Source organism: Cobetia sp. QF-1 (assembly GCF_002213105.1).
Lineage (GTDB): Bacteria > Pseudomonadota > Gammaproteobacteria > Pseudomonadales > Halomonadaceae > Cobetia > Cobetia crustatorum.
Window position 1 is genome coordinate 62,158 of the sequence record NZ_NBVS01000005.1, and the last position, 24,893, is coordinate 87,050.

Annotated in this window: 22 protein-coding genes; 15 read left to right on the top strand and 7 right to left on the bottom strand. The window is 58.9% G+C overall.

Going from position 1 to position 24,893, the window contains the following annotated elements; genetic code table 11:
• Positions 1 to 136: 136 nt before the first annotated feature.
• Positions 137 to 1,144: an ABC transporter substrate-binding protein gene (locus tag CFN46_RS10760; RefSeq protein ID WP_088743544.1), complete on the bottom strand. Its 1,008-nt coding sequence runs from the start codon at positions 1,142 to 1,144 to the stop codon at positions 137 to 139.
• Positions 1,145 to 1,730: 586 nt separating this feature from the next.
• Here CFN46_RS10760 and ybiO point away from each other — a divergent pair.
• Entirely contained in the window at positions 1,731 to 4,196 is a 2,466-nt protein-coding gene (gene ybiO, locus CFN46_RS10765; protein ID WP_176426463.1) for a mechanosensitive channel protein, read from the top strand.
• 154 nt (positions 4,197 to 4,350) lie between these two features.
• On the opposite strand, the gene CFN46_RS10770 is transcribed toward ybiO, so the two are convergent.
• The 5 genes from CFN46_RS10770 to hemC all read right to left on the bottom strand — a co-directional run bounded on the left by CFN46_RS10770 (position 4,351) and on the right by hemC (position 10,134).
• Positions 4,351 to 4,932, bottom strand: coding sequence for a DUF2780 domain-containing protein (locus CFN46_RS10770; protein ID WP_024951461.1), 582 nt, complete (start codon positions 4,930 to 4,932; stop codon positions 4,351 to 4,353).
• A gap of 487 nt (positions 4,933 to 5,419) precedes the next feature.
• A complete protein-coding gene (locus tag CFN46_RS10775; RefSeq protein ID WP_088743547.1) occupies positions 5,420 to 6,643 on the bottom strand; it encodes a heme biosynthesis HemY N-terminal domain-containing protein in 1,224 nt (407 codons plus the stop codon).
• On the bottom strand, positions 6,640 to 8,238 hold the full coding sequence (locus CFN46_RS10780; protein ID WP_246116477.1) for a uroporphyrinogen-III C-methyltransferase: 1,599 nt from the start codon (positions 8,236 to 8,238) through the stop codon (positions 6,640 to 6,642). Before CFN46_RS10780 ends, CFN46_RS10775 begins: the two co-directional genes overlap by 4 nt.
• Positions 8,239 to 8,324: 86 nt before the next feature.
• A complete protein-coding gene (locus CFN46_RS10785; RefSeq protein ID WP_246116476.1) occupies positions 8,325 to 9,206 on the bottom strand; it encodes a uroporphyrinogen-III synthase in 882 nt (293 codons plus the stop codon).
• Positions 9,187 to 10,134 carry a hydroxymethylbilane synthase gene (gene hemC, locus CFN46_RS10790; RefSeq protein ID WP_024951464.1) on the bottom strand — a complete coding sequence of 316 codons (948 nt, stop codon included), beginning with the start codon at positions 10,132 to 10,134 and terminating at the stop codon, positions 9,187 to 9,189. The genes CFN46_RS10785 and hemC overlap by 20 nt, the downstream gene beginning before the upstream one ends.
• A gap of 287 nt (positions 10,135 to 10,421) precedes the next feature.
• On the opposite strand from hemC, the gene argH reads away from it, so the two are divergent.
• From argH to CFN46_RS10830, 8 genes are all read left to right on the top strand, one after another.
• Positions 10,422 to 11,816, top strand: a complete 1,395-nt coding sequence (gene argH / locus CFN46_RS10795; RefSeq protein WP_088743644.1) for an argininosuccinate lyase — start codon at positions 10,422 to 10,424, stop codon at positions 11,814 to 11,816.
• A gap of 84 nt (positions 11,817 to 11,900) precedes the next feature.
• Entirely contained in the window at positions 11,901 to 12,134 is a 234-nt protein-coding gene (locus CFN46_RS10800; protein WP_088743548.1) for a lipoprotein, read from the top strand.
• A 57-nt stretch (positions 12,135 to 12,191) separates the two neighbouring features.
• A complete protein-coding gene (lysA, locus tag CFN46_RS10805; RefSeq protein ID WP_088743549.1) occupies positions 12,192 to 13,463 on the top strand; it encodes a diaminopimelate decarboxylase in 1,272 nt (423 codons plus the stop codon).
• Positions 13,463 to 14,293 (top strand): diaminopimelate epimerase, encoded by an 831-nt coding sequence (gene dapF, locus CFN46_RS10810; protein ID WP_088743550.1) that lies wholly within the window; start codon positions 13,463 to 13,465, stop codon positions 14,291 to 14,293. Before lysA ends, dapF begins: the two co-directional genes overlap by 1 nt.
• A 77-nt stretch (positions 14,294 to 14,370) precedes the next feature.
• Positions 14,371 to 15,162 carry a DUF484 family protein gene (locus tag CFN46_RS10815; RefSeq protein WP_024951468.1) on the top strand — a complete coding sequence of 264 codons (792 nt, stop codon included), beginning with the start codon at positions 14,371 to 14,373 and terminating at the stop codon, positions 15,160 to 15,162.
• Entirely contained in the window at positions 15,159 to 16,187 is a 1,029-nt protein-coding gene (locus CFN46_RS10820) for a tyrosine recombinase XerC (protein WP_088743551.1), read from the top strand. Before CFN46_RS10815 ends, CFN46_RS10820 begins: the two co-directional genes overlap by 4 nt.
• Positions 16,184 to 16,918 carry an HAD family hydrolase gene (locus CFN46_RS10825; RefSeq protein ID WP_248623627.1) on the top strand — a complete coding sequence of 245 codons (735 nt, stop codon included), beginning with the start codon at positions 16,184 to 16,186 and terminating at the stop codon, positions 16,916 to 16,918. The genes CFN46_RS10820 and CFN46_RS10825 overlap by 4 nt, the downstream gene beginning before the upstream one ends.
• A 288-nt stretch (positions 16,919 to 17,206) precedes the next feature.
• The gene (locus tag CFN46_RS10830; protein ID WP_024951471.1) at positions 17,207 to 17,557 is read left to right on the top strand and encodes a hypothetical protein; all 351 of its coding nucleotides are present in this window, start codon (positions 17,207 to 17,209) and stop codon (positions 17,555 to 17,557) included.
• 110 nt (positions 17,558 to 17,667) lie between these two features.
• Here the strand turns inward: CFN46_RS10830 and yihA are convergent, their stop codons facing one another.
• Positions 17,668 to 18,357, bottom strand: a complete 690-nt coding sequence (yihA, locus tag CFN46_RS10835) for a ribosome biogenesis GTP-binding protein YihA/YsxC (protein WP_088743552.1) — start codon at positions 18,355 to 18,357, stop codon at positions 17,668 to 17,670.
• 382 nt (positions 18,358 to 18,739) lie between these two features.
• Here yihA and CFN46_RS10840 point away from each other — a divergent pair, with 382 nt between their 5' ends.
• From CFN46_RS10840 to CFN46_RS10865, 6 genes are all read left to right on the top strand, one after another.
• Positions 18,740 to 19,378 (top strand): cytochrome c, encoded by a 639-nt coding sequence (locus CFN46_RS10840; protein WP_254918473.1) that lies wholly within the window; start codon positions 18,740 to 18,742, stop codon positions 19,376 to 19,378.
• 251 nt (positions 19,379 to 19,629) lie between these two features.
• Positions 19,630 to 20,271, top strand: a complete 642-nt coding sequence (locus CFN46_RS10845; protein WP_024951474.1) for a thiol:disulfide interchange protein DsbA/DsbL — start codon at positions 19,630 to 19,632, stop codon at positions 20,269 to 20,271.
• A gap of 35 nt (positions 20,272 to 20,306) precedes the next feature.
• Positions 20,307 to 21,101 carry an endonuclease/exonuclease/phosphatase family protein gene (locus CFN46_RS10850; protein WP_088743646.1) on the top strand — a complete coding sequence of 265 codons (795 nt, stop codon included), beginning with the start codon at positions 20,307 to 20,309 and terminating at the stop codon, positions 21,099 to 21,101.
• Between the two features lie 489 nt (positions 21,102 to 21,590).
• Positions 21,591 to 22,160 (top strand): TRAP transporter small permease subunit, encoded by a 570-nt coding sequence (locus tag CFN46_RS10855; RefSeq protein ID WP_024951475.1) that lies wholly within the window; start codon positions 21,591 to 21,593, stop codon positions 22,158 to 22,160.
• Positions 22,160 to 23,566 carry a TRAP transporter large permease subunit gene (locus CFN46_RS10860; protein ID WP_024951476.1) on the top strand — a complete coding sequence of 469 codons (1,407 nt, stop codon included), beginning with the start codon at positions 22,160 to 22,162 and terminating at the stop codon, positions 23,564 to 23,566. The genes CFN46_RS10855 and CFN46_RS10860 overlap by 1 nt, the downstream gene beginning before the upstream one ends.
• A 231-nt stretch (positions 23,567 to 23,797) precedes the next feature.
• Positions 23,798 to 24,844 (top strand): TRAP transporter substrate-binding protein, encoded by a 1,047-nt coding sequence (locus CFN46_RS10865; RefSeq protein WP_246116479.1) that lies wholly within the window; start codon positions 23,798 to 23,800, stop codon positions 24,842 to 24,844.
• The last annotated feature ends 49 nt before the right edge of the window (positions 24,845 to 24,893 follow it).

Here is a 24,893-nt window from a genome sequence, read left to right on the forward strand (position 1 = left end):
AGCTAGAGGGCATTGCTGAGCTAGAAGACATCGCTGAGACGTGCGATCGAGGGATCATCTCGTCAGCCTGCATGCATCCTCCTGCACGCGTCATGCGCCAGAACGTAGTGCATGGCGGCGATATGATGACGACTCATCATTCGCGATCTTGATCATGCAAGTCATCACGCACGCTATCGAGATCCTTCAACAGCGCTTCGGCGGCCAGCGGACCGCTAGCGCTCGTCCACAGCTGACCATCCACGCCCACCAGCCCTTGGCGGCTGGCAAGCTTCAAGCGCTGGAAGACCGGCTGCGACGCCAGTGCCTCGACAGCCTCATTGGAGGTATGGTCCAACGTCGCAAGGAAGATAGTCTGAGCATCGATGCGCGAGAGATTCTCGTCACTCAACGGATCAGAGTGCGGCCGGCCGGCCTTGACCAGGTCACTGCCTGCCAGCTGATAACCACTGGCAGTGAGCAAGCCGGTGGCAAACAACTGATCAGACATCACCAGCAATCCTCCTGGCATGCGACGCACCAGACTGGCCGTCTGTGGCGCCGACATCCGTGATTTGAGATGTGCTGCATGAGACTCGATCGCCGCAAGGCGCTTCTCGAGCACAGCCGCCGCGTCATCACCCAACGCCTCAGCATAGGTGCGACTCTGTGCCTTCCAGGCATCTGACGTCAGCTCGGCAGCGGCGGGCACGATGGTCGGTGCCAATCGTGAGAACAGCTGATACTGGGTCAGATCCAATCCGGGAGGCGCCAGAATCATGTCCGGCTTGAGCGCCACGACCGCTTCAATGTTGAACTCGCGCGGCGTACCAATAATGGCAATCTTCGGTACCTGCGGTGCTATATAGGCAGCGACACCGTCACCTCCGCGCGTCGTGACGGCGCCCAATGGGGTGATCTGACTCGCTACCGCCACATCCAGCGCACCTTCATAGAGAGTGACGACGCGCTTGGGCGTGCCCTCGATCTCCAGCTCGCCGAAGGCAGTCTCGACACTGCGTGCCTCAGCCGATAACGAAGCGCCCAACAGTAGCACGGCCACTGACGCCAGCAGGCTGCTGCGCAAGCCGTTTCTCAAGCCCACCTTACGTGACAGCTCTTGAGAGGAAAGCGCCAACGCGGCAAGGTCTCTACGGTTCTCCATGCAGTTCTCCATGAACCAGGCACTAAATGAGGGGTCGGCCGTCATACGTGAACAGCCGCGGGGAAATGGGCGGGAGCAGGTGGTCATGAGCGGCCACGTGAGTACCCCGCACAGCATCAAGCGGTCGAGCATGATTCTCCAACGAATGTTCTCGATGCCAGAAGCACCATGATAAACCAGCTTCGTGAATAATAATCAGTCGCAACACTACTTGCTCTCTTCTCCTGCCACCACACCGGGTCGTGCAACGCCACATTGCATGCTGCCGGTCATAAGAAATCGCCGAGCGCGGCCACAAACACAGCAAAAAGCTTGAAGGATGACCATGCCTACCGCAGGCTGTGGCACACAAATGTCTCTCTAAAGCAGAGATCAGGGTTGGGTTAACGCAAACTGCCCCGATAACTGTTGCATGGTGCGTGCGCAGGATGCTCGCGACATCACCTCACATCTGCCTGACAGATCCTCGCGTTACTGCTTAGAGCCTGCATGTTCAGATGCCTGCGTGCATATGAAGTACCTGCAGAGTCTGCTCGACACACCACTACATGCCCATCACACACTCATCAAACAGGAGAAGCCATCTGTGGCGATTCCGACTCCCCCGCACTCCCCTCCCGCTCACGTTTCGTCTACCTCCCGTGCGGCCAATCCCTCTTCTTGGCTGATGCATGGGTTGATGATGGTGATCATGGCGCTGAGCCTCGCGTTCAGTGGCCTATCTCATGCCGCACCGGCCAATAATGATACCGAGGCAGCTGCTCCCTCCTATGAGAGCCTAGCGAATCTGCTGGAAGATCCGGGCCAGCGCGAGGCGCTGATTGAAGGGCTGCGTCAGCTGGGTGACAAGACAAGCGACAAGGCTGTTGACGTGGCTGGCTCGGAAGTCACTCTCGACGAGGAATCTCCCTCGATATCACGTCAACTGGCCGAAATCAGTCAAGATTTGGTCGCTGATCTCTCCGCCACTCTGGATAGAGTGCTCGGGACCCTGGAGGGTCTGAACAGCGAAGATGCCGAAAAAGTCGACTGGAGTCATTTCGGTGAAGAGGCCATCAGTCTCGGTTTGGTAGTCATCTCTACCATCGCGCTGTTCCTGGTGATGCGCCGACTGGCACACCCGCTCTTCGGTCGCGTGAGTCAGTGGTCACTGGATGGTCAGCATCGCAGTCCACTGTTGCGCACCCTGATCGCCGTGATCGTTGCCGCGCTGGTAGACCTCGCCGTGATTGGCCTAGCCTTCCTTGGTGGCTACCTGCTGGCGATCTTTGCCTATGGTGAGCAAGGAGTGATTGGTCAGCGTGAGTCGATGTTCTTGAACGCCTATCTGGTAATCGAGCTATTCAAGGCATTGATGCGCATGCTGTTCTCTTCTGGCTATCAGGGCCTGCGCCTGCTGCCGATGCGTGATGAAGTGGCACGCTACTGGAATCGTTCACTGGCACTGCTGTCTGGCTTTATTGGCTATGGCATCCTCGTCGTTGTCCCGATGATCAATAACAATCTGGCACCGGCACTGGGTAGCTTCGTGGGCCTGCTGATCATGGCTGCAGCGCTGATCTGGGCCGTCGTCGTGATTATGCGCAACCGTATCCTGCTGCGTGACCGCCTGCTCAATCAGGCTGTCGAGACACACAACAGCATCATCGCTGTGTGCCTACGCATCCTCGCGAGCACCTGGCACTTGATTGCACTGGCCTACTTCATCACGCTATTCGTGATCTCGCAGACCACGCCAGAAACGGCACTGCCGTTCATGATGGCCGCGACCCTCAAGACATTGCTGGCCATCGGTGGTGGCGCCTTGCTCTCGCGCGTCCTCACGCAGTTGATCGGCAAGCGCATCATGGTCTCTGACAACCTGCGTGGTCAGTTGCCGATGCTGGAGAAGCGCCTCAATTCCTACATCCCGACCGCACTGCGTATCATGCGTGCCATCATTCTGATCGTCGTGATCGGCATGGTGCTGAATGCATGGGGCGTCGTGGCACTCGGCACCTGGCTGGCGACAGATACTGGTGCTCAGCTGCTGTCACGCGTCTTCCATGTGCTGTTCATCGTCGGCTTCTCCGTACTGCTGTGGATCGGTATTGCCAGTCTGATCGAGCACAAGCTCAATCCGGATACTGGCAAAGGCAAGCCGTCGGCGCGTGTCGAGACACTGCTAGCGCTGTTCCGCAATGCCATCGCCATCGCCATGATCATCTTCACCGTAATGATTGTGCTGTCCGAGATCGGCATCGATATCGGCCCACTGTTGGCCGGTGCCGGGGTGCTGGGTCTGGCGATCGGCTTTGGCGCTCAGAAGATGGTGCAGGACATCATTACCGGGGTATTCATCCAGCTAGAGAACGCTATCAACACTGGTGATGTCGTCTCTGCTGGCGGAGTGACAGGTACCGCAGAACGCCTGACTATCCGTTCGGTTGGCATCCGTGATCTGTCCGGCACCTTCCATATCGTGCCGTTCTCTTCCGTGGATACCGTGTCCAACTACATGCGTGACTTTGCTTACCATGTCGGCGAGTACGGCATCTCTTATCGTGAGAATGTCGATCACGCCATCGTGCATCTGCGTGCTGCCTTCGATGAGCTGCAGGCCGGTAGCTATGGACCTGAAATTCTCGAACCCGTCACGGTAGCCGGGGTGTCGGCACTTGCGGATAGCGCGGTCAACATTCGTGTGATGATAAAGACCAGTCCAGGTAATCAGTGGGCCATCGGACGCGAGTACAACAAGCTCGTGAAACAGCATTTCGACGCCGCTGGTATCGAGATTCCGTTCCCGCACATGACGATGTACTTCGGTCAGGACAAGGAGGGTGGCGCGCCGCCAGCCAACGTACGTACCATGAACTCTCCGTTCGTGATCGATGGCTCGGCTGCAGGGCAGCCTAAAACCCCCGAGCAGCGTGAGGCTCTACAGGCACTCAAGAAAAGTGCCAAAGAGGAAGAGCCGCTCACTCGCCATGCAGCGAAAGATGGCGAAGTCATCGATGATGACGAAAAGCGTATTCGGCAGACTACCCAGCCGGATGCTGATGGTGACTGATCTCTTGGCTGACGGCAGATGATTCATTTGCAGTGCATGCCTGAAGCGAAAGAGAAGATGCTGTAACGAAAACGCCCCCCGAGCCAATGGCTCGGGGGGCGTTTTTTTGCGGCCATGGAAAAGAAAAATTATCCTCTCATGCGCAAGATATCACTCAGGAGCCGGTGCCCCATACGCTGGACAGCGAGCTCAGCAGAGAAGAGCTAACACCTTCACCACCCATGTAGCTGAGCAGTACTGGTGCGAACTGGGACACCATGCTGCTATCCATTCCCAGCATCGAGAAGGTGCTGTTCATGGAGGAAGTGTCATCCACACCGCTGACGGCACTGGCCAGAGACTTGGCGTTATCATTACCGCTCAAGCTCGCCAGGTTGGAAAGCGTGGACAGCGAGCTATCGCTGGTCAGGCTAGACAACTGCGGGACATCGCTGGAAAGCTCGGAAGTGGCGCTACCGCCTAGCTGAGACTGGGCCAATGCCAGCATGGCAGCAGAGCCACCGAGCGCCTGAGTGGGAGAAACACCCAGCTGGGAGGTCAAGCTGGACATCAGGTCAGCGGCCGGAAGCGTCTGGCCTGTCTCACTGCTCAGCATACTGCTGGCAAGGCTCATCATGGAGCTGCTGGAGGAAGAGCTGGCAGCGTTGCTGGAAGTGCTGTTACCAGAAGTGGCACAACCGGCGAGAGATACTGCCAGTACAGAGGCGCCCATCAGGGCCAGGGACTTTTGCAACATGCAGACTCCATTATGTCTTGAGAAAATAAGCCGAAGAAGGCTTACGAATGACCAGCCATACTGCTGCATCATCCATCGCGCCGAATCATCGCACGGACGAAACGCCGTCAGCCAGCGTCGCAGTACAGATAGATAATGCCATGCATTGATATACGCGGTTGCCCTGTAGGCAACCGCGTATATCGCCTTTCATACCGCACAACCACGATCATTGGCAGCGCCCTTTTTGGACACACTCACGGGCAGGGAAGTTCGCGCCATGCACTTATCTTCCTTATTTATCCTTTTCCTCATGCCCACCTTCCCCTTATTACCTTGCAGAATTACCTTGCTGACGTTGAAACACACGGTCGTGACCATAACGCAGACAAAAAAAGGGTATCCCGTCACAACATCGTGTGAACTCGGATACCCGGAGAGTAACTACTGTCGCCTCGTAGCCTGACTACGAGGCGATTATCTCTTTTAGCGTTACTGCCAGCCTTTGCTAGACGTTGTCCTTGCTCGGCTGCGGCAGTGCAGGCAACGAGCGATCCAGCAGCTCGACACTCTGACGATAATAAAGCTGGCTCTTGTTGTGCTCACCAAGATTGGCGAACAAACGTGCCAGCTCAGCACAGACGGTGCCGCTCGGACGCTGGCGTTGGCTAGCCTCGAAATACTCCTGTGCCTTACCCCAATTAGCATTACGCAGTGCCAAGCGGCCCAGCGACAACAGCAGATCAGGATCATTCGGACGCTCTTGCAGCCACTTCTCGGCATACACCAGCTGACGCGGTGCATCCACGTCCAGCAGGCCATAGCGCAGCACCAGACGCGAATCCCAGCATTCCTTCAGCGAGTGGCGCAGCAGACGCTCTGCCAGGCCTTCCTGGCCTCCGGCAATCAATGCCTCGGCATACAGCGCCACCAGGCTCACATCATTACGCAGGTGGTCCGGCATGTCGGCCCACAGATTGCGCACACGCTCGATGTCTTCCGGATTGCGTGCTGCCTGCTGAATCAGCGCGACATAGGCACGTTGCTCCAGCTCCTTCTTCTCTTCAGGAGAGATCAAGTCTTGCTTATCCAAGCGCGGCAGCAGACGGCGCAGGCCATCCCAATCACTGACGGCCAGATAAGCCTGCTTGAGCAGCTTCAAGACCTGGGGGTGCTCACCCAACTGCTTGTCGAGGCGCGTCAAGGTTGCCAGCGCTTGCTCGTGCTGCTGACGGTCCAGCATCAGTTGCGCCTGTACCAGCCCTACCGCGCTCTCAGACCCCTGGGTAGAGGCATGAGCACGCTTGAGCAACGTATCCGCCTGATCGAAGCGCCCCTGATAGTGAGCCGCCAAAGCCGCGGAAAGATAATTGACCAGCGGTGTACTGGAATCCTCCGCAGAATGTGTCAGAGAGCGTTCGGCACGCTTCCAGCGACCTTCCGCCAGCGCCACCAGCCCACGCTCCGTCTTGCGCGTGGCATTACGGTGACGTGTGCGGCTATTCCACACCTTGATGCGTGAAAACGGGTGCGCAAAGCGTCCTAACAGGCGCAGACCAAAATGTAGCACTACAAAGGCGGCAAACAACAGGATCAAACCGAACCAGAAGGATGTCTGTACCGAGGTATCGCCAACCCGAATCAACCAGTAACCCGGGAAGGCCTGCATCAGCTGACCGAACAAGGCACCGATGGCTAGCCCAATGATGATCAGTAGTATCAGGACTCTCATGCCTTGCCACCCCCTGCCTGTGCGCGACGCTCAATCAGCTCACGCAGCGTGCCAAGAGAGGCGGAGATATCGGGTAGCTCCGGACGGATGGTCTTGCCCTTGAGTTCTTCGAGCTTGGCGACAGCATTCTTCACGCCATCAACCTTGGTGTCGTAGTAGCCATTGACCAGTGTGACCGCCTTCTCGATAGCGGCCTGATAGAGCTCCGGCTCTTCCTTGAGCAGTGCCAGCTGGGCCTGCTCGAGCACCAGACGCACGTTCTGACGCAGGTAGGATTCCTGCTCCGGCGTGATCAGAGCTTCCAGGGCTTCGTCATGACGACGTACCGTTACCAGCCCCTTCAGCTCATTACCGAAACGGGCCAACTGCTTCTGCCAGCCACCGGTGGGAACGGATTCGTTCTCGACCTTGGCTGCAATCTCAGCGACATCCTGCTTGAGCGGCAAGCGCGCTAGCTGCTCCTGCTCTGCAAGCAGCGCCAGATAGATACCGCTGCGATCGACGCGCGGCACGCTATCAAGGCTAGCAAGCTCTGACTGAATGGCCTTGCGCACCGGCAGCAGTGCCGGGTTGTTAGCAGCGGCAATACGCGCATCAGCGTTTTCGAGCAGCGCATCGGCGCCGTTCACGTCACGCTCCAGCTGCAGACGCTGATTCGCCAGACGCAGAAGATACTCGGCTTCGGCGTAATGCCAGTCGCGCGCGTCAGTCTGCTGGGACTTGCTGAGCTCTTCCAGCACCTTGTTGAGGGCTGTCTCGGTATCCTTGCTCTCGCTCGACAGACGCTTGTCGAGGTCGCTGACGCGGGACGCACTCTTGTCGATATCGCTGGAAAGACTGGCGACCTTGCTTTCGACCTGACCCACCTGCTGAGTCACGGATTCACTGACCTGCTTGTCGATTCCCTGCGCATTCGGCAAGGCATTCAGACGCTGCCAACCGAACCATGACAGCACGGCCACCACGATCGCGAGCAAGATGACGAGGATCAGCGCAATGATACCAGTAGCACTCTTCTTGGCTTCCCTGGAAGCCGGCGGCGGGGTACTGCCACCGGCCCCTTGACCACCCCCTTTGCCGCTTCCAGCACCACCGCTATTGGCAGTACTGCTCTTGCCCGCCGGACTACTACTGTCCTTGCTGGACGGTTGCTTGGGCTTGCTGTCCGCTCCCTTGGCAGACGCCTTGCTACCGGACGTCTCAGCGGTAGTCGTGCTCCGCTCAGAGAAGGGAGATTTTTCGCCGGAAGGCGTCGATGCGTTGTCGTCTGAAGTCTGGCTCACGGGAGTGGACTCACTGGCAGTGGGGGATGAGGATGAAGAGGAACTGCTGCCCTGTCCTTTCCCGCGTCCGCGACGATTGCGCCCACCTCGCGAGCGGCGCTCGCGCGGGGCATCAGCCGTAGAGGATGACGAGGAAGATGAGGACGAACGGGGAGCCTCGGCGCCAGGGCGGCCAGAGGCAGTGTCATCGGCATTATCGCCGGGAGCGGAAGAGGCATCTGATGCGCGAGCGGCAGCATCCTTGTCGCCGGACATGCCCGGCGTAATGCCGGCAGGCCCACTATCTTCCTGATGGTGTTCTCGGTTGCTCATCTACGCTTGCCCTTTTCCGGATTCTTGGAAATCGATGGCCTCACGCGGACCAGGCGCATTGGCGCCGATCCCTCTCGCATGGCGAGTCATGTAGCCGGGGTGCAGGCGCGCAAGACAGCCTGCGTCAAAGCCCCGGGCGAGGCGTCCTCGGCTACCGTCACACGCTCGAACCCATGAGCGTATGCCAGTGTAGCCAAACGGTTGCTCGACACGATTAGCGGTTGGTACAAGCTGCGTGTCGTGACGGACGTCAGGACCGTCTCGAGCAGTTCATTACTGGTCACCACCATTGCATCATACGCGCCCGCCGCCAGACGGCCAGCCTGTTGAGGCGACAATACCAACGGAAGCCGCCGATATAGCTCGATTCGCGTCAACTGAGCACCGCGTGCTTCTAGCGTATCACCGAGTAGCGGGCGGCCACCCTCTCCGGCGGCCAACAACCAACGCTGCCCTTCAAGATGCTGCAATGAAGGCAGTGATAGCAATGCCTCACTGGTCGTGCCCACGGGCGCATCCGCCTCGGCATGCTCACCTCGCGTCACACGGGGAGGCACACGTACCCGCACACCGAGACGCGCATGCAGCACTTCAGCTGTCGCCGCACCGACGGCATAGAAGTTGATCCCTTGCGGCAGTTGCGGCCACCAGTCCTCCAGCCATTCGGCCAGACAGCTGGCAGCCTGCGGTGAAATGACCACCACGCCCTGGAAAAGATCCGCATCGATGATGGCCTGACGCATCGCTTGTGTGGCGGGCAGCGGCTCAAGGGCCATCAATTCAAGGCATTCCACTCTACAACCAGCCTCGGTGAGCATGGCATCAAGCACTGCACCACGCGAACCGGGCCGCGTCGTCAGCACCTCAGGACGACACGCGGGTGGCTTGGCCATGGCACCATTGGTCAAAGCCGTCTGAACCGCAGCCGTGTGCGACTGTTCAGCGCCACTAGCCACGGGCATCGCCATAGACTGCCGCCAGAATTTCACCGGCACCCTGTGCGAGCAGATCTTCTGCGACGGCCACGCCCAACACTTCCGGCGCATCCGCCGGGCCACGCGCCTCGGCCCGCAGGATGACAGTGCCATCAGGATTGCCGACCAGCGCACGCAGCCACAGCTGACTGCCGCCCTCTTCCAGCACGGCATAGCCACCGATGGGCACCTGACAGCCACCTTCAAGATGGGTGTTCATGGCACGCTCGGCCAGCACACAGCGACTGGAATCTTCATGTGCCAGCGGTGCCAACAGCGCGAGAATCTCAGCGTCCTGCAGATTGCACTCGATACCCAGCGCACCCTGACCACAGGCTGGCAGACAGATTTCAGCGGACATCTCATCAGTGATGCGCGCATCCAGTTCAAGACGCTGCAAGCCCGACGTGGCGAGAATGATGGCATCAAACTCACCAGCATCCAGCTTGCCAAGGCGTGTTTGCACATTACCGCGCAGGCTAAGCACGTCGAGATCAGGACGGGCCGCCTTGGCCTGCAAGCCACGTCGCAGACTGGAAGTCCCCAGGCGCGCCCCCTGCGGCAACGCGTCGAAATTGGCGTGATCATTGGAGATGAAGGCATCGGTTGGCGCATGCCGTTCAAGAATGACCGCCAATCCCAGTGACTCGGGGAAGTGCATCGGCACATCCTTCATGGAATGCACGGCGATATCGGCACGGCCTTCCAGCATGGCCTCTTCCAGCTCCTTCACGAACAACCCCTTGCCGCCAATCTTGGCCAGCGGAGTGTCGAGAATCTTGTCACCACGCGTGGACATTGGCACCAACTCGACGGAGAGCCCCGGATGCAAGGCCTCAAGGCGCGCTTTGACGTGCTCAGCCTGCCATAGGGCAAGCAGGCTCTTGCGGGTGGCGATACGCAGGATGTCACGACGGGACACGGCATTCTCCTTGGAAGGTGCACGAAGCACTCAGTTTGAATCGTAAAGCGGCGCGAGGCATGACTCGCAAACGGTCGCGGACAGACCGTGTTGCCACGTAATGCGCCTTATCATAAAGGCAGTAACGTCAGGGGGAAAATCCAGCGCCAACTTAGCGGCGCGCTTCCTTGCCCGCCCCCTCGCCCGCGCGCTGGAGTCTGGTACACTCCAAGGTATCAACGGTACCCGTTGCGCGACCCTGCACCGGACGCCGAAATCTGGACATGTCACCACCATTCGAGATCCCGATGAGCGAATCTACCAATCAGTCCTGGGGCGGCCGCTTCAGCGAGCCGACCGATGCCTTCGTGGCCCGCTTCACTGCCTCTGTCGATTTTGATCAGCGCATGGCGCAGCACGACATTCGTGGCTCCATCGCCCACGCCACCATGTTGGCCGGCGTTGGCGTATTGAGCGAGGAAGAGCGCGACACCATCATCGAGGGACTGAAGGAGATCAGCGAAGAGATCGCTCGCGGCGAATTCGAGTGGTCCGTCGCGCTGGAAGATGTGCACATGAACATCGAGGCACGTCTGACCGCCAAGATCGGCAACACCGGCAAGAAGCTGCACACCGGTCGCTCACGCAATGATCAGGTGGCCACCGACATCCGCCTTTACCTGCGCGATGAGATCGACGTCATCGATGCCGAACTGACGCGTCTGCGTGAAGGCATGCTGGGCCTGGCCGAACAGGAAGCCGACACCATCATGCCGGGCTTCACCCACCTGCAGAGTGCTCAACCGGTCACTTTCGGTCACCACCTGCTGGCGTGGCAGGAAATGGTCGCCCGCGACCAGGACCGTCTAAATGACTGCCGCGTCCGCATGAACGTGCTGCCGCTGGGCGCTGCGGCACTGGCCGGCACCACCTTCCCGATCGATCGACATGTCACCAGCGAGTTGCTTGGCTTCGATCGCCCGACCGAGAACAGCCTCGATTCAGTCAGCGACCGTGACTTCGCCATCGAATTCACCAGCTTCGCCAGCCTGCTGATGATGCACCTGTCACGCATGAGCGAAGAGCTGGTGCTGTGGACCAGCGCCCAGTTCGATTTCATCGATCTGCCTGACCGCTTCTGCACCGGCTCTTCCATCATGCCGCAGAAGAAGAATCCGGATGTACCGGAGCTGGTCCGCGGCAAGACCGGTCGTGTCTATGGCCACCTGATGAGCCTGCTGACCCTGATGAAGTCGCAGCCGTTGGCCTATAACAAGGACAATCAGGAAGACAAGGAGCCGCTGTTCGACACCGTCGATACCGTCCGCGGCTGTCTGCGCGCCTTCGCTGACATGATTCCTGCCATTCGGCCCAAAGCTGCCAACATGTACGCCTCTGCCAGCAAGGGATTCGCGACCGCGACCGACTTGGCCGACTACCTGGTACGCAAGGGCGTGGCCTTCCGTGATGCTCATGAAATCGTCGGCAAGTCCGTCGCCTTCGGCATTGAGCAAAACCGTGACCTGTCCGAGATGACACTCGAAGAGCTACGTCAGTTCTCCGACACCATCGATGCTGACGTCTTCGATGTACTGACGCTTGAGGGCTCTGTCGCCGCGCGCAACCACATCGGTGGCACCGCCCCGAATCAAGTACGTGCCGCCGCGCAGCGTGCTCGCGAGGCACTGGCCACACGCGCCTGATGCCCCCCCCCTTTTCAGAGGCTGCCAGACGCTCGCTAGCGTCTGGCAGCCCGAATCACTCTATTGCTGCCAGGAGGCCGCCCGATGCGTTATCTGATGAGCCAATCCGCCCGTCACACTCTCCGCGCTCTTGCGGTTCTGCTGCTAGGGGCTGGCCTGCTGGCCGGTTGTGGCCAGAAAGGCCCTCTCTACCTGCCCGCAGATGCGGATGCCGGTGGTCAGCGCGCTGAGGCGCCGGTCTCTTCAGAGTCCGAAGGCGCCGCGTCAGAGACCGAGAGCGCCAAAGCAGAGAACAAGGCGACCGGTAACGGCGCCTGACCCCCATTCATCTCCGGCGGGTGATGCCCGCCGGCGCGATATCTTGCAGGCCGGATCATGGATCACTTCGTTTATCAGGATGGCGTGCTGCACGCCGAAGACGTCTCGCTCGCCACGCTGGCCGATCAATTCGGCACTCCGTGCTACGTCTATAGCCGCGCCACCTTGACTCGCCACTTCAAGGCCTATCAGGAAGCGCTGGGCGACCACCCACACCTGATCTGCTACGCAGTGAAAGCCAACTCAAATCTGGCCGTGCTCAACGTACTGGCGCGTCTTGGCGCTGGTTTTGACATCGTCTCCAAAGGTGAGCTTGAACGCGTCATCAAGGCCGGCGGCGATCCCGCCAAGATCGTGTTCTCAGGCGTCGCCAAACAGGCCGATGAGATGGAGCGCGCACTGGAGCTGGGCATCAAGTGCTTCAACGTCGAATCGCTGCCAGAGCTTGAGCGCCTCAACGCTGTCGCCGGCCGCTTGGGTCGCGTGGCACCGGTCTCGCTGCGCATCAATCCAGATGTCGATGCCGGCACGCACCCGTATATCTCCACTGGCCTCAAGGCCAACAAGTTCGGCATTCCGGTTGAGCAGGCGCTGGAGGTCTACGAGACCGCCCGCGACATGGAGCATGTTCAGATCGTTGGTGCCGATTGCCATATCGGTTCACAGCTGACCGAACTGGCCCCCTTCCTCGACTCACTCGAACGTCTGCTGGTACTGCTGGACCGCCTGCGCGAGCGCGATATCATCATCGAGCATCTCGACCTCGGCGGCGGCCTCGGTGTGCCCTACCAGAATGAAACACCACCGGAGCCGTTCGCCTATGCCAGCGCCCTGCTGGAACGTCTGGCACGCTATGAGCACGGCAACGAGATGACATTGTTGTTCGAGCCGGGCCGCTCCATCGCCGCCAATGCCGGCGTACTGCTGACACGTGTCGAGTTCATCAAGCCGGGCGAAGAGAAGAACTTCGCCATCATCGACGCCGGCATGAACGACCTGATTCGCCCGTCGCTGTATCAGGCCTGGCAGAACATCGTATCTGTCGACACGCGTGACCCGCGTGAGACATCGAGTTATGACGTGGTCGGCCCGGTCTGCGAGACGGGGGATTTCCTCGGCAAGGACCGCGAGCTGGCAATCGCGCCGGGCGACCTGCTCGCCGTGCGCTCCTCCGGTGCCTATGGCTTCGTGATGGCCTCGAGCTACAACAGCCGCTGCCGCCCCGCCGAAGTCATGGTCGATGGCCCCGAGATGCACCTGGTGCGCCGTCGCGAACGCCTCGAAGAGCTGTGGACCGGCGAGTGCTTGCTGCCGGAGGGTGACGACTGATGCTGGTGCACTTCACCAAGATGCACGGGCTGGGTAATGACTTCATGGTCATCGACCTGATCTCCCAGCGCGGCCGATTGCGAGATGCCGATATTCGTCGTCTGTCACATCGTAACTTCGGTATCGGCTTTGATCAGCTGCTCGTGGTCGAGCCGCCACGTGACCCGGATATGGACTTCCGCTATCGCATCTACAATGCCGATGGCAGCGAAGTGGAAAACTGCGGCAACGGTGCGCGCTGCTTTGCGCGCTTCGTGCTTGATCAGCGTCTAACGACCAAGCGCGAGATTCGCGTCGAAACCGCCGGAGGCCCGCTGACACTGGTCGTCGCCGATGACGGTCGCGTACGTGTTGATATGGGCGCACCGCGTTTCGCTCCTGAGACACTGCCTTTCGCTGCCGAATCCGACCTTCCAGTACACACACTGGACGTGGCTGGCGAAACGCTCGAGATTGGTGTGGTGTCGATGGGCAATCCACATGCCGTCCTGGTCGTGGACAGCGTCGAGTACGCGCCGGTACTGGAGCTCGGCCCACTGATTGAGGTACATCCGCGCTTCCCCAAACGCGTCAATGCTGGCTTCATGGAAGTTGTCACTCCACACGAGGTGCGTCTGCGTGTATTCGAGCGTGGCGTAGGTGAAACACTGGCCTGTGGCACAGGTGCTTGCGCTGCTGTTGCCAACGGTATTCGCCGCGGGATGCTCGCAAGCCCAGTCAACGTGACACTGCCGGGTGGCACGTTGAGCATTGAATGGGGTGGCGAGGGGCACCCGGTCTTCATGACGGGACCCGCTGAGACGGTCTTCGAGGGCCGCATCATTTTGTAAATCGCGGTCTATTGGTCATCACTGCCGGGCGAGTCTCCGGTAGCGGTCCACCGCCTGTCGTCTGCAAGGAGAGCCGCATGGCTGAGTCACCCGTTTCACGCCGCCCGCGCACATTGGACCCGGAACGAGTGGCCGAATGGTTAGCCACGCATCCTGACTTCTTCGAAGGGCGCGAAGGATTGCTTCAGCAGCTGCGCGTGCCGCATCCGGAAGCGCGTGGCGGCAGTATCTCGCTGCTCGAGCGCTTGGTGCATGATCTGCGCGGCCGCACGCTACAGGCAGAAGAACGTCTCGGCGAGCTACTCGACACGGCACGTGATAACGAAAGTCGCTATCAGCGTCTGCGCCAGCTGGCGCTTGATCTGTTGGATGCCGAGTCCGATGACGCACTGGCCGAAACACTCGCGACTCGCCTTAGTGAGCTGTTCGATATTCCGGCCGTTTGCCTATGGCAACGCGATGCTGGCAGCACAGCACAGCCGCCACGCCAGCCTCTCGATGACTCCCGCGCCGAGCAGTTTGAGCGACTGCTCGATGGCCGTGCCAGTCGTTGTCTGGCCATGCCGCGCACTCGCTGGGAAGCACTGCTGCCAGATCACAGCTGGCCACTAGGTGCAGATTGCGAAGATCTCGTCGAGGCCACACAGGCCGACGCCACACGTGGCTCGGCCGTCATTGTGCGCCTGACCCGCGGTGAATGCTTAGGTTATCTGGTCGTCGCCAGTGCCGAGGCGGAGCAGTTCCGGGCGGGCCTCGACACCCTGTTTCCCGAATATCTCGGCGATGTGCTGGCCCGCTGCCTGGGGCGTAATACCCACTCGAGCCCCCCCCGAAGCCCCAAAGCACGCAACGATCAGGCCGCGCAATGAGCGTGACTGGCGATTCCGACACACGTGAATACATCGCCGCCGAACAGGCACTGGACGCTATCTGTCAGCAGTTCCTCGGCTGGCTGGCTAGCGACAGTAGTCCTGCCACCGTCAGTGCCTATACGCAAGATCTCAAGTCGCTGACGACCTTCATGCTACGCCCCGATCGTGCTGATGAGGCCGTGCTACCGATAGACTGGCAGGCGCTCGATGTACCGATGCTACGTCGCTTTCTCGGTGCCGAACGAAGCCGAGGCCTCGCGCCACGGTCAATGGCTCGTCGCCGCGCGGCGATCAGTCGCTTCTGTAGCTGGCTGGTCGATCAAGGCATCCTGGCGCACAACCCGGCGGGCCTGGTACAGACACCGCGTCTGCCAGACCACCTGCCTCGCCCGGTGGATATCGACAGTCTGTCGCGCTTTCTCGACTGCCCGCACGACGGCACGCCGCTGGCGATCCGCGATCAGGCCATGCTGGAGCTGCTCTACGGCTCGGGACTGCGCCTCTCGGAACTGGTCAGTCTCGACCTCGACATGCTGGAAACGCGCCGTCTGCGCGTGCGCGGCAAAGGTGACAAGCCACGTCAGCTACCCATTGGCTCACGCGCGCGACAAGCGCTGGATGCCTGGCTCATGGTAAGAGGGCAACTGGCGTCACCGGATGAGACAGCACTGTTCGTTGGTCAACAAGGAAAACGGCTGGGACAGAGGGGAGTGCAGTTGCGGCTGGTGACACAGGCCAAGCAACGTGGCCTGCCGGAACATCTTCATCCACACCGCCTGCGCCATTCCTTCGCCAGCCATCTACTTGAATCAAGCGGCGACCTGCGTGCAGTGCAAGAGCTGTTGGGCCACGCCCACCTCTCTACCACTCAGATCTATACTCGCCTCGACTGGCAGCAGCTAGCTAGTGCTTACGATCAGGCTCATCCTCGCGCACGCCGTCAGCGACAGACCGAGACGGTGACTGATGCTCGACTCACTACGCCCGCGGCTTTTACTTCTCGAGAGGATGATCCTCAGTGACCCTTACCATCCCAATACGCCTGACCGCACTGACCTTCGACCTCGACGATACCCTATGGGCGAATCGCCCAGTCATGGAGCGCGCAGAAGAAGAGCACTATGCCTGGCTGGATGGTGAAATTGGCCATGCAGCGAGCTTTCCACTCGAAGAATACACGCGGCGGCGGATGACGCTAGGCCTTGAGCACCCCTTACGGCGCGGAGATTTCACCTGGCTACGACACGAAGCCATGAAGACCATGCTGCGCGATTTTGGCCACGATGATCACGAAGCTTCACATTGGTCACAGGTCGCTATCGAGCGTTTTCTTGTACTGCGCCATGAACTGAACCCTTTCCCGGAAGCCAGTGGCATCCTCGAGGAACTGGCCAGTCACTTCCGACTGGGCGCCATCACCAATGGCAACGTAGATCTCACCCGGCTGGCGCTGGATCATCACTTTGAATTCAGCATCGCTGCCGGTGAATGGCTAGCGCCGAAACCCGATGCTCGCCCCTTCCTCGCAGCGATGGCACGCCTTGGCAGCGTGCCTTCTACAACATTACACGTGGGTGATTCGTGGAAGGAAGATGCCCTGCCAGCAGCACGCCTCGGCATGCAAGTCGCCTGGATCGACGTCAAAGGCCTCGGCGCGCCTGGTCCGCTACCCGCAGGCGTGCACGTTCTTTCACATGTGCGCGAACTGCCGGCGCTACTGACACGCCTGACCGGCCAAGCGCTCTCAAGTTAAGTAGCATGCCGGTCCGTTTGTTCGCCCTCTCCGCGACGTAGTTCACCTTCGCGGATGTAAAACGGACACCACCTTTTATTACGCAGGCTGATAATGATGAGAACTGATACCACAATTTATTTCTTGTACAACAGTAAACCTGAGGCCATATTTAATGTACAAGATTTCAGCCACAGGTACCTACACGACAAGCGCTTGCTTATAGGCACTTGATGTCGTGCAGCGGGCCTGAGTTGAAACCTGAATCGCTGCATTTCATCCTTTTATTGCCCAGCAGGAGAGGACTTCATGAGCATTCACCCACTGAACCGCCATCATGACCCCATGCCTGCCGAGCGCCGAGCCACATTGCCAACACCTTATGATCCGGGCCCAATGGCACTGCCACACTCAAGCGCTTGGCACGGACTGATCATTGGTACCGGACTAGCGTTACTATGCGCTGCACTCGTCGTTGCAGGTGTCTACAGCGCACGTGCCAGCATGCCCATGCACGGCCTGAATGTAGTGGGCCTCGAGCAAGCACTCGTCACGCAGCCTTCAGAGAAACGCCCCCAATGGCAGGCATCGCGCCACATGATCCCTGCGTCGTTATCGAACTCGCCCCGCGAAGCCCCCCCTCGCAGCCTGTTCATGTAAGAAATGCAGGCATCGCACTCCAGAATGCGCACTTCACCATGAAAAACGGCCACCCTAGGGTGGCCGTTTTTCATCGACAACAGTTGATCGATATACCGATCAACCGGATATCAATCGTCGAAAGGATCTTCTACTGCCTCTGCATCACCAACATCATTCACGCCATCCATGACAGACGGATCCGCCAGCCATTCGTCGAGCTTGGCATGCGCCTGCTCAACACCCGCATATTTCAGCGATGAGAACAGCTGCACGCTTACAAGGTCTTCCCATTCTTTCAGGGCATGACGCACCTTCTGCAGACTGGCGGCGGCCGGACCGCGCTTCAGCTTGTCAGACTTGGTCAGCAGGATATGCACCGGCATACGTGCCTCATTGGCCCAGCCCAGCATCATCTGGTCGAACTCTGACAGCGGATGACGCACATCCATCAACAGCACCAGGCCACGTAACGCTTGACGATTGCGCAGGTAGTTGGACAGATGCGTTTGCCATTCCCGCTTCACCTTCTCCGGCACCTTGGCATAGCCATAGCCGGGAAGATCGACCAGATGACGACCTGTTTCACCGATGGTGAAGTAGTTGATCAGCTGGGTACGTCCAGGCGTTTTGGAAATACGTGCCAAGGCCTTCTGAGAGGTCAGCGCATTGATGGCGCTGGACTTGCCCGCATTGGAGCGACCTGCAAAGGCCACCTCTGCGCCGACGTCGGTCGGACATTGGGCCAGCGTCGCGGCACTGATCAAGAAGCGCGCCTGACGATAATGAAGCTTGTGGGTCGAAGTGGCTGATTCGGCCATGAGGATTCTGAATACCTGTTGAAGGCGGACGTCTCGCCCGCGCGACATCACGAGAGAGCAGAAGAAACGACCGGTGAAACGGAAAAGAGCGCCGCAGACCCTGTCTTTACGTTGACAGGCAGACACACGGATATGCATAAGCATGAGTCAGTGTGACGTTAGGCTGACGACAGGCACATTCACGCGCCCTGAGGGGATTCGCTATACTCCCGTCATGGCAAGTGTCGCGATCATGATGGCCTAGTGTACCACTCTGCTCTCACGGCCTGCGAGACGTGCGATGGACTTCCCAAGAGATGATAGCCGCTAGCACAGATAGTTGATGGTGCATCCGGCCCAAGGCCTGGGCCCAGTGACAGGGAGCAGCGAAATGGACAAGCTGATGAGATCATTGCAGAGACCCCTATGGCTGCTGAGCCTGGTGCTGATGGCCGCTACCACCGGTATCTCGACAAGTACTATCGCTGCCGACAGAAAGGATGCGGATACCCGCGCAGGACAGACCAAAGCAGCCACCTGTGCTGCCTGTCATGGCGCACAGGGTATTTCTCCGGCATCTGCCTTTCCTCATCTGGCCGGGCAGCAGGCACACTATCTACGCAAGCAGATTGAAGATATTCGCGATGGGCGGCGCCCTGTCCCTCAGATGGCCGGCATGACCGATAATCTAAGCGATCAGGATGTAGCAGACATCGCTGCCTATTATGCTGCGCTACCCGCCAATCAGGGCCAAGCCGAACCTGATGCTGCCGAAAAGGGGGAAATACTCTATCGCGCGGGCTCACTCACCGAGGGCATCGCCGCATGTACTGCCTGCCATGGACCGCGTGGCGAAGGACTCGATGCTGCTGGCTATCCTGCGCTCGCAGGACAATTCCCTCAATATACCGTCGCAGCACTCAAGGCCTTCCGTGATGGCACGCGCGACAATGATCCCAATGCCATCATGAGTAGCATTGCAGCGCGTATGAGTGACAACGACATGCAGCAAGTCGCCGAGTATCTGCACGGGCTACGCTAAGGCATCCGCCTGCCCATCAATGGCGTATTACGCCATTGATCGCCGAAGATGCGCTCATTGCGGCATACCATCTCGTCGATGACGTTCATGCGCCGGTCAACCTTGTCGCGCTAATCTGCGACAACAGCGTTCGACGTGGGAACGGAGAGCAGTATCGACAGCAGCTGCCTGTGACACGCATACTCGATGTATCGCTAATGTTTCCGAGTGCCTTGCTCGGACATGCCTCAACTCGATGGAGATGTTCCATGATGTGGAAACCACTACTGACTCTGGTGGCGGGCCTTGGTCTGTCAGCAAGCGTTTTCGCCGCTGAAGCCGGCAAGGATTATCAGGTACTCGACGAGCCGGTGAAGACTGATGCACCAGCCGGTAATGTCGAAGTGGTTGAAGCCTTCTGGTATGGCTGCCCACATTGCTACAAGCTGGAATCCAGCCTGGAGCCGTGGGTAGCTGAGCTACCGAGTGATGTGACCTTCAACCGTCTTCCGGCCACTATGGGGCAGGACTGGGTCAAGCACGCTTATGCTTTCTATGCCGCTAAAGATCTGGGCATCCTCGACGAGACTCACAAGGCATTCTTCGACGCTATCCACCAGGATCGCCAGCGCCTGACAGACCCGGACGATGTCGCCGCGTTCTATAGCGACTATGGCGTGACAGAAGATGCCGCCAAGAAATCGCTGACGTCCTTCGGCGTGAAAAGTCAGGTCAATCAGGCTCACGCCCAGATGCGCGCCTACAAGATCATGGGCGTTCCGGCGCTGATCGTTGACGGCCGTTATGTCATCTCTCCAAGCACTGCAGGTTCACTGCCGAACATGCTCAAGGTGGCTGATGAGCTGGTCGAGCAAGTGCGTGAAGAGAAGGCTGGCAACAAGGACGCCGCTTAATGGCGTTAGCCACTAATTCAGTGGCCGCCAGCGCAATGGAGGGCGTCGTATCAAATGATACGGCGTCCCCTCTGCGTCTATTGACCTTCAACATGCAGGTCGGTATTCACACCGCGGCGTGGCACCACTATGTTACCCGCGGTTGGCAGCATCTATTGCCACATCCCAAGCGCCGCCGGCGTCTGGAGCTGATCGCTGGTGCGATTACTCCCTACGATATCGTAGGCCTGCAGGAAGTGGATGGCGGTAGTTTTCGCTCTGGTAACGTCAATCAAGTCGATTCGCTGGCCGACACGGCTGAGTTTCCCTACCACTATCAACAGCTCAACCGTAATCTTGGCCGTCTGGCACAACACAGCAATGGCCTATTGTCGCGCCTGCCGATCAGCCGTCTTGAAGAACACAGACTGCCTGGCACCCTGCCGGGACGCGGTGCAATACATGCCCGCTTTGGTGATGGCGAACATGCGCTACACGTCTTCGTGACCCACCTGGCACTTGGTGCGCGAATCCAGCGCAAGCAGCTCGATTATCTCGGAGAGCTGATCGCACCGCTCAAGCACGTCATCGTGATGGGCGACCTGAACTGCACGCTAGCGCAACTTCGCCAGCACAAGGACTTCTGTGAGGCACTGGATTCACGCCCCAGCAAGGCCATCAATAGCTATCCTGCCTGGCAGCCAAGCCGCGGGCTCGACCACATCCTGGTCTCCTCCACGCTACGCCTCAGTCATCCCGGCACTCTGTCGCATCTTTTCTCCGATCATCTTCCGATGGCGGTGGAAGTGTACCTTCCTGAACCGTGTCGCAAGGCTATTGGGCTCGCCTGATATTCCCCCTCTCCCGAAAGACTCCCCTCTCTTTTCTTATGCTGCAAAGTGGTTCACGCCCTGATTCTCGCCTGCTCTCCCTCTTCTTACCTACCCTCTTTTGGCCAACTTCTGCACCTCATCAATCGCGCCCAGCATACTAATGCCCACCTAACAACTTGAAATAAAAGGTAAAAATATCTTGTCAGACCAATGATCCATTTGTAGTTACAGCCTCACTCGCTACTCTTGGCCTGTCTAAGACGTGGACTCATCGTGAGCCTAGCGCCAATAAAGGGATGTCGAGGAGTCACAGTGCAGCCTCTACAGGTCGCCAGCGTGGAATAGCGTTGTCTACCAAGCCCCATTCCCTCATTGCTGCTATCCGTCACTAGCTCCAACATGAGAAAAGCCTGAATCTAAGGTAACGGTGTTGAACGAAGCACCACGTCGCCTGACAACAACAACGCCAACAAATACCACCTGCTACCCGCAGGCCAAGGGGATTCCATGTCTGCCACTGCCTCTACCCCCGGCTGGCTCACAGGGCTCGACCGCATGACGGAAGGGCTAGGACGCTGCGTGTCCTGGCTGGTCGTCATCATGATGCTGGTCGAATTCATGATCGTGATGCTGCGCTACGCCTTCAATATCAACAGCATCCAGATGCAAGAGTCCGTGATGTACATGCATGCGGCCGTCTTCCTGCTGGCCGCCAGCTATACCCTCAAACACGATAATCATGTCCGCGTGGATATCTTCTATCAGCGTCTGTCGCATCGTGGTAAATCGTGGATCGACCTTGGCGGCACCCTTTTCCTACTGTTCCCGGTGATGACCTTCATCCTGCTCTCAAGCCTCGGCTATGTCGGCGACTCCTGGAGCATTCACGAAGGGTCACCGGAATCCGGCGGTCTGCCGGGCGTTTATCTGCTCAAGACACTGCTACCGGCCATTGCCGTGCTGATGCTGCTGCAGGGCGTAGCTGAGGCTGGTCGCCATCTATTGTTCCTGTGTGGCCGCCTACCCTCTCCGCATACGAGCGAAGACACCCCCGATCACGATGAGGAACTGGTGTAATGCTCGAGATCATGCCGCTGCTGCTATTCGTATGTATTTGTGGAGTCCTGATGCTGGGCTATCCAGTGGCCTTGTCACTGGCAGGCACGGCGCTGGCTTTCGCTGGACTGGGCATGGGACTGGATGCCTTGGGAATTACAAATGGTGTCTTCGATGCCAGCTTCCTGTCGGCAATGCCCAATCGCCTTTACGGCACCATGACCAACCAGACTCTGCTGGCCGTACCACTGTTCGTGTTGATGGGCGTATTGCTGGAGAAGTCGAAAGTTGCCGAGACCCTGCTAGACGCCATGGCGCTGATGTTCGGCTCCTTGCGCGGCGGGCTGGGCATCTCCGTCACCATCGTGGGCATGCTACTGGCCGCCTCTACCGGTATCGTCGGTGCCACCGTCGTGACTATGGGCCTGCTATCACTGCCGACCATGCTCAAGCGTGGCTATGACCCATCACTAGCGACCGGTGCCATCTGTGCCACCGGCACGTTAGGACAGATCATTCCCCCCTCTATCGCACTGGTACTGCTGGGCGACGTGCTGTCCTCGGCCTACCAGCAGGCGCAGCTGTCGATGGGCATCTGGAGCCCGAAGACCGTCTCGGTGGGCGATCTATTCATCGGTGCCCTGATCCCGGGTCTGATTCTGGTCGTCGCCTATATCGTCTACATTGCCATCATCGCGTGGCTGAAGCCTGAGAAGGCGCCGGCTGTCGATCGCGATGCGCTGCTGGAAGAGCTTGGGCACACTGGGAGTATCGCCTTGTTGCTGCTCAAGGGTCTGGTACCGCCGATCATATTGATCGTCTGTGTACTAGGCTCGATTCTTGGCGGGCTGGCAACGCCAACAGAAGCGTCTGCCGTAGGTGCCTTCGGTGCATTAATGCTGGCCGTCGCCAATCGTAAATTGAGCATCAAGACACTCACAGAGGTCGTCCGCTCCACCACTCATGTCACCTCGATGGTGTTTCTGATTCTCATCGGTGCAGCGCTGTTCTCACTAGTCTTCCGCGGCTTCGGCGGCGAAGAAGTGGTCACCGAGATCTTCGAGAACATGCCGGGCGGTGTCGTCGGTGCCACCCTGGTAGTGATGCTGGTGATCTTCCTGCTCGGCTTCATTCTAGACTTTATCGAAATCACCTTCGTGGTAGTACCGATCGTCGGTCCGGTGCTGCTGGCCATGGGACTCGACCCCATCTGGCTGGGCATCATGATCGCCATCAATCTACAGACGTCCTTCCTGACGCCACCCTTCGGTTTCGCGCTGTTCTATCTTAGAGGCGTGGCGCCCAAGGAAGTCACGACCAGTCAGATCTACAAGGGCGTCATCCCGTTCATCTTGATTCAGCTGTGCATGCTAGCCGCGCTGGCAGCCTTTCCGGGACTCGCGACCTGGCTACCAGCCCAGTTCTGAGGGTAGATAACGAAACAAAAAGCCGTCCACTGGGCGGCCATATAAAAAACGGCGGGGCTTGCCCCGTTGGCTGATGGGAGAGCCGCCATGCGGCTCATGCAGATGTGTCATATCCGGTGGCCGCTCGGCGGCACACCCTCTGCCCACAACTTGTCCACAAAAACAATCGGGCACTTCAAGGAGCACGCCATGCAACTCAACAAGCTCGCCTTCGGTATCGCCGTCGGTACCATGACGGCCATGGGCACCCTGCCAGCAATCGCCAATGCTGCCGATACCTACAGCTGGAAGATGGTCACCTCGTGGCCGAAGAACTTCCCCGGTGTTGGCCAAGGGCCTGAGCGTCTCGCACGACTGGTCGATGAGATGTCCGATGGACGCCTCAAGATCAAGGTCTATGGCGCAGGTCAACTGGTACCGGGCTTTGAGGTTCTCGATACTGTCTCGTCCGGTACTGCACAGATTGGCCACTCAGCTTCCTATTACTGGAAGGGTAAGTCGCCGGAGGCACAGTTCTTCGCTGCCGTGCCATTCGGTATGACTGCTCAGGAGATGAACGCCTGGCTGCATTATGGTGGCGGGCTGGAGCTGTGGAACGAGGTCTACGACAAGTTCGGTGTTGAAGTGATGGCGGGTGGCTCATCTGGCGTCCAGATGGGCGGCTGGTTCAACAAGGAGATCAACTCTGTCGCTGACCTTGATGGCCTCAAGATGCGTATGCCAGGTCTTGGTGGCGATGTCATGCAACAGATGGGCGTAGCCACCGTCAGCATGCCGGGTGGCGAGATATTTACCTCTCTGCAGTCTGGCGCCATTGATGCTACCGAGTGGATCGGGCCGTACAACGATCTGGCTTTCGGCCTCTATCAGGCAGCCAAGTACTACTACTATCCGGGCTGGCACGAGCCGACCGTCACCTTCGAAGCCATCGTCAACGACGAGGCCATGGCCGAGCTACCGGATGATTTGAAAGCTATCCTCCGCTCTGCAGTCCGCGACGTGAACCAGGACATGCTCGACGAGTACACCGCACGCAATAACGATGCACTCGAGACATTGATCAACGAACACAAGGTCGAGCTGCGCCGCTATCCACAGGACGTGCTGGACAAGGCTCGCGAGCTATCGCAGGGTGTCGTGAAGAAGCTTGGCGATTCCAACGAGCTGGCGGGACGCATCTATGAGTCCTACACCACCTTCGAAGGCAAGGTCGAGAAGTGGCACGAAGTGTCCGAGCAAGCCTACCTGAATGCCCGTAATCCAGAAGGCATCAAGTAAGACAGTACCAGAACTCGACCCGAGCACCTTACGCGCTCGGGTCACCGCT

Excerpts from the sequence above, each read along its gene's own strand:
- CFN46_RS10760 (WP_088743544.1), bottom strand. The coding sequence starts at position 1,144 with ATGGAGAACCGTAGAGACCTTGCCGCGTTGGCGCTTTCCTCTCAAGAG.
- CFN46_RS10770 (WP_024951461.1), bottom strand. The coding sequence starts at position 4,932 with ATGTTGCAAAAGTCCCTGGCCCTGATGGGCGCCTCTGTACTGGCAGTA.
- CFN46_RS10775 (WP_088743547.1), bottom strand. The coding sequence starts at position 6,643 with ATGAGAGTCCTGATACTACTGATCATCATTGGGCTAGCCATCGGTGCC.
- CFN46_RS10780 (WP_246116477.1), bottom strand. The coding sequence starts at position 8,238 with ATGAGCAACCGAGAACACCATCAGGAAGATAGTGGGCCTGCCGGCATT.
- CFN46_RS10785 (WP_246116476.1), bottom strand. The coding sequence starts at position 9,206 with ATGGCGATGCCCGTGGCTAGTGGCGCTGAACAGTCGCACACGGCTGCG.
- argH (WP_088743644.1), top strand. The coding sequence starts at position 10,422 with ATGAGCGAATCTACCAATCAGTCCTGGGGCGGCCGCTTCAGCGAGCCG.
- CFN46_RS10800 (WP_088743548.1), top strand. The coding sequence starts at position 11,901 with ATGCGTTATCTGATGAGCCAATCCGCCCGTCACACTCTCCGCGCTCTT.
- lysA (WP_088743549.1), top strand. The coding sequence starts at position 12,192 with ATGGATCACTTCGTTTATCAGGATGGCGTGCTGCACGCCGAAGACGTC.
- dapF (WP_088743550.1), top strand. The coding sequence starts at position 13,463 with ATGCTGGTGCACTTCACCAAGATGCACGGGCTGGGTAATGACTTCATG.
- CFN46_RS10815 (WP_024951468.1), top strand. The coding sequence starts at position 14,371 with ATGGCTGAGTCACCCGTTTCACGCCGCCCGCGCACATTGGACCCGGAA.
- CFN46_RS10820 (WP_088743551.1), top strand. The coding sequence starts at position 15,159 with ATGAGCGTGACTGGCGATTCCGACACACGTGAATACATCGCCGCCGAA.
- CFN46_RS10830 (WP_024951471.1), top strand. The coding sequence starts at position 17,207 with ATGAGCATTCACCCACTGAACCGCCATCATGACCCCATGCCTGCCGAG.
- yihA (WP_088743552.1), bottom strand. The coding sequence starts at position 18,357 with ATGGCCGAATCAGCCACTTCGACCCACAAGCTTCATTATCGTCAGGCG.
- CFN46_RS10840 (WP_254918473.1), top strand. The coding sequence starts at position 18,740 with ATGAGATCATTGCAGAGACCCCTATGGCTGCTGAGCCTGGTGCTGATG.
- CFN46_RS10845 (WP_024951474.1), top strand. The coding sequence starts at position 19,630 with ATGTGGAAACCACTACTGACTCTGGTGGCGGGCCTTGGTCTGTCAGCA.
- CFN46_RS10850 (WP_088743646.1), top strand. The coding sequence starts at position 20,307 with ATGGAGGGCGTCGTATCAAATGATACGGCGTCCCCTCTGCGTCTATTG.
- CFN46_RS10855 (WP_024951475.1), top strand. The coding sequence starts at position 21,591 with ATGTCTGCCACTGCCTCTACCCCCGGCTGGCTCACAGGGCTCGACCGC.
- CFN46_RS10860 (WP_024951476.1), top strand. The coding sequence starts at position 22,160 with ATGCTCGAGATCATGCCGCTGCTGCTATTCGTATGTATTTGTGGAGTC.
- CFN46_RS10865 (WP_246116479.1), top strand. The coding sequence starts at position 23,798 with ATGACGGCCATGGGCACCCTGCCAGCAATCGCCAATGCTGCCGATACC.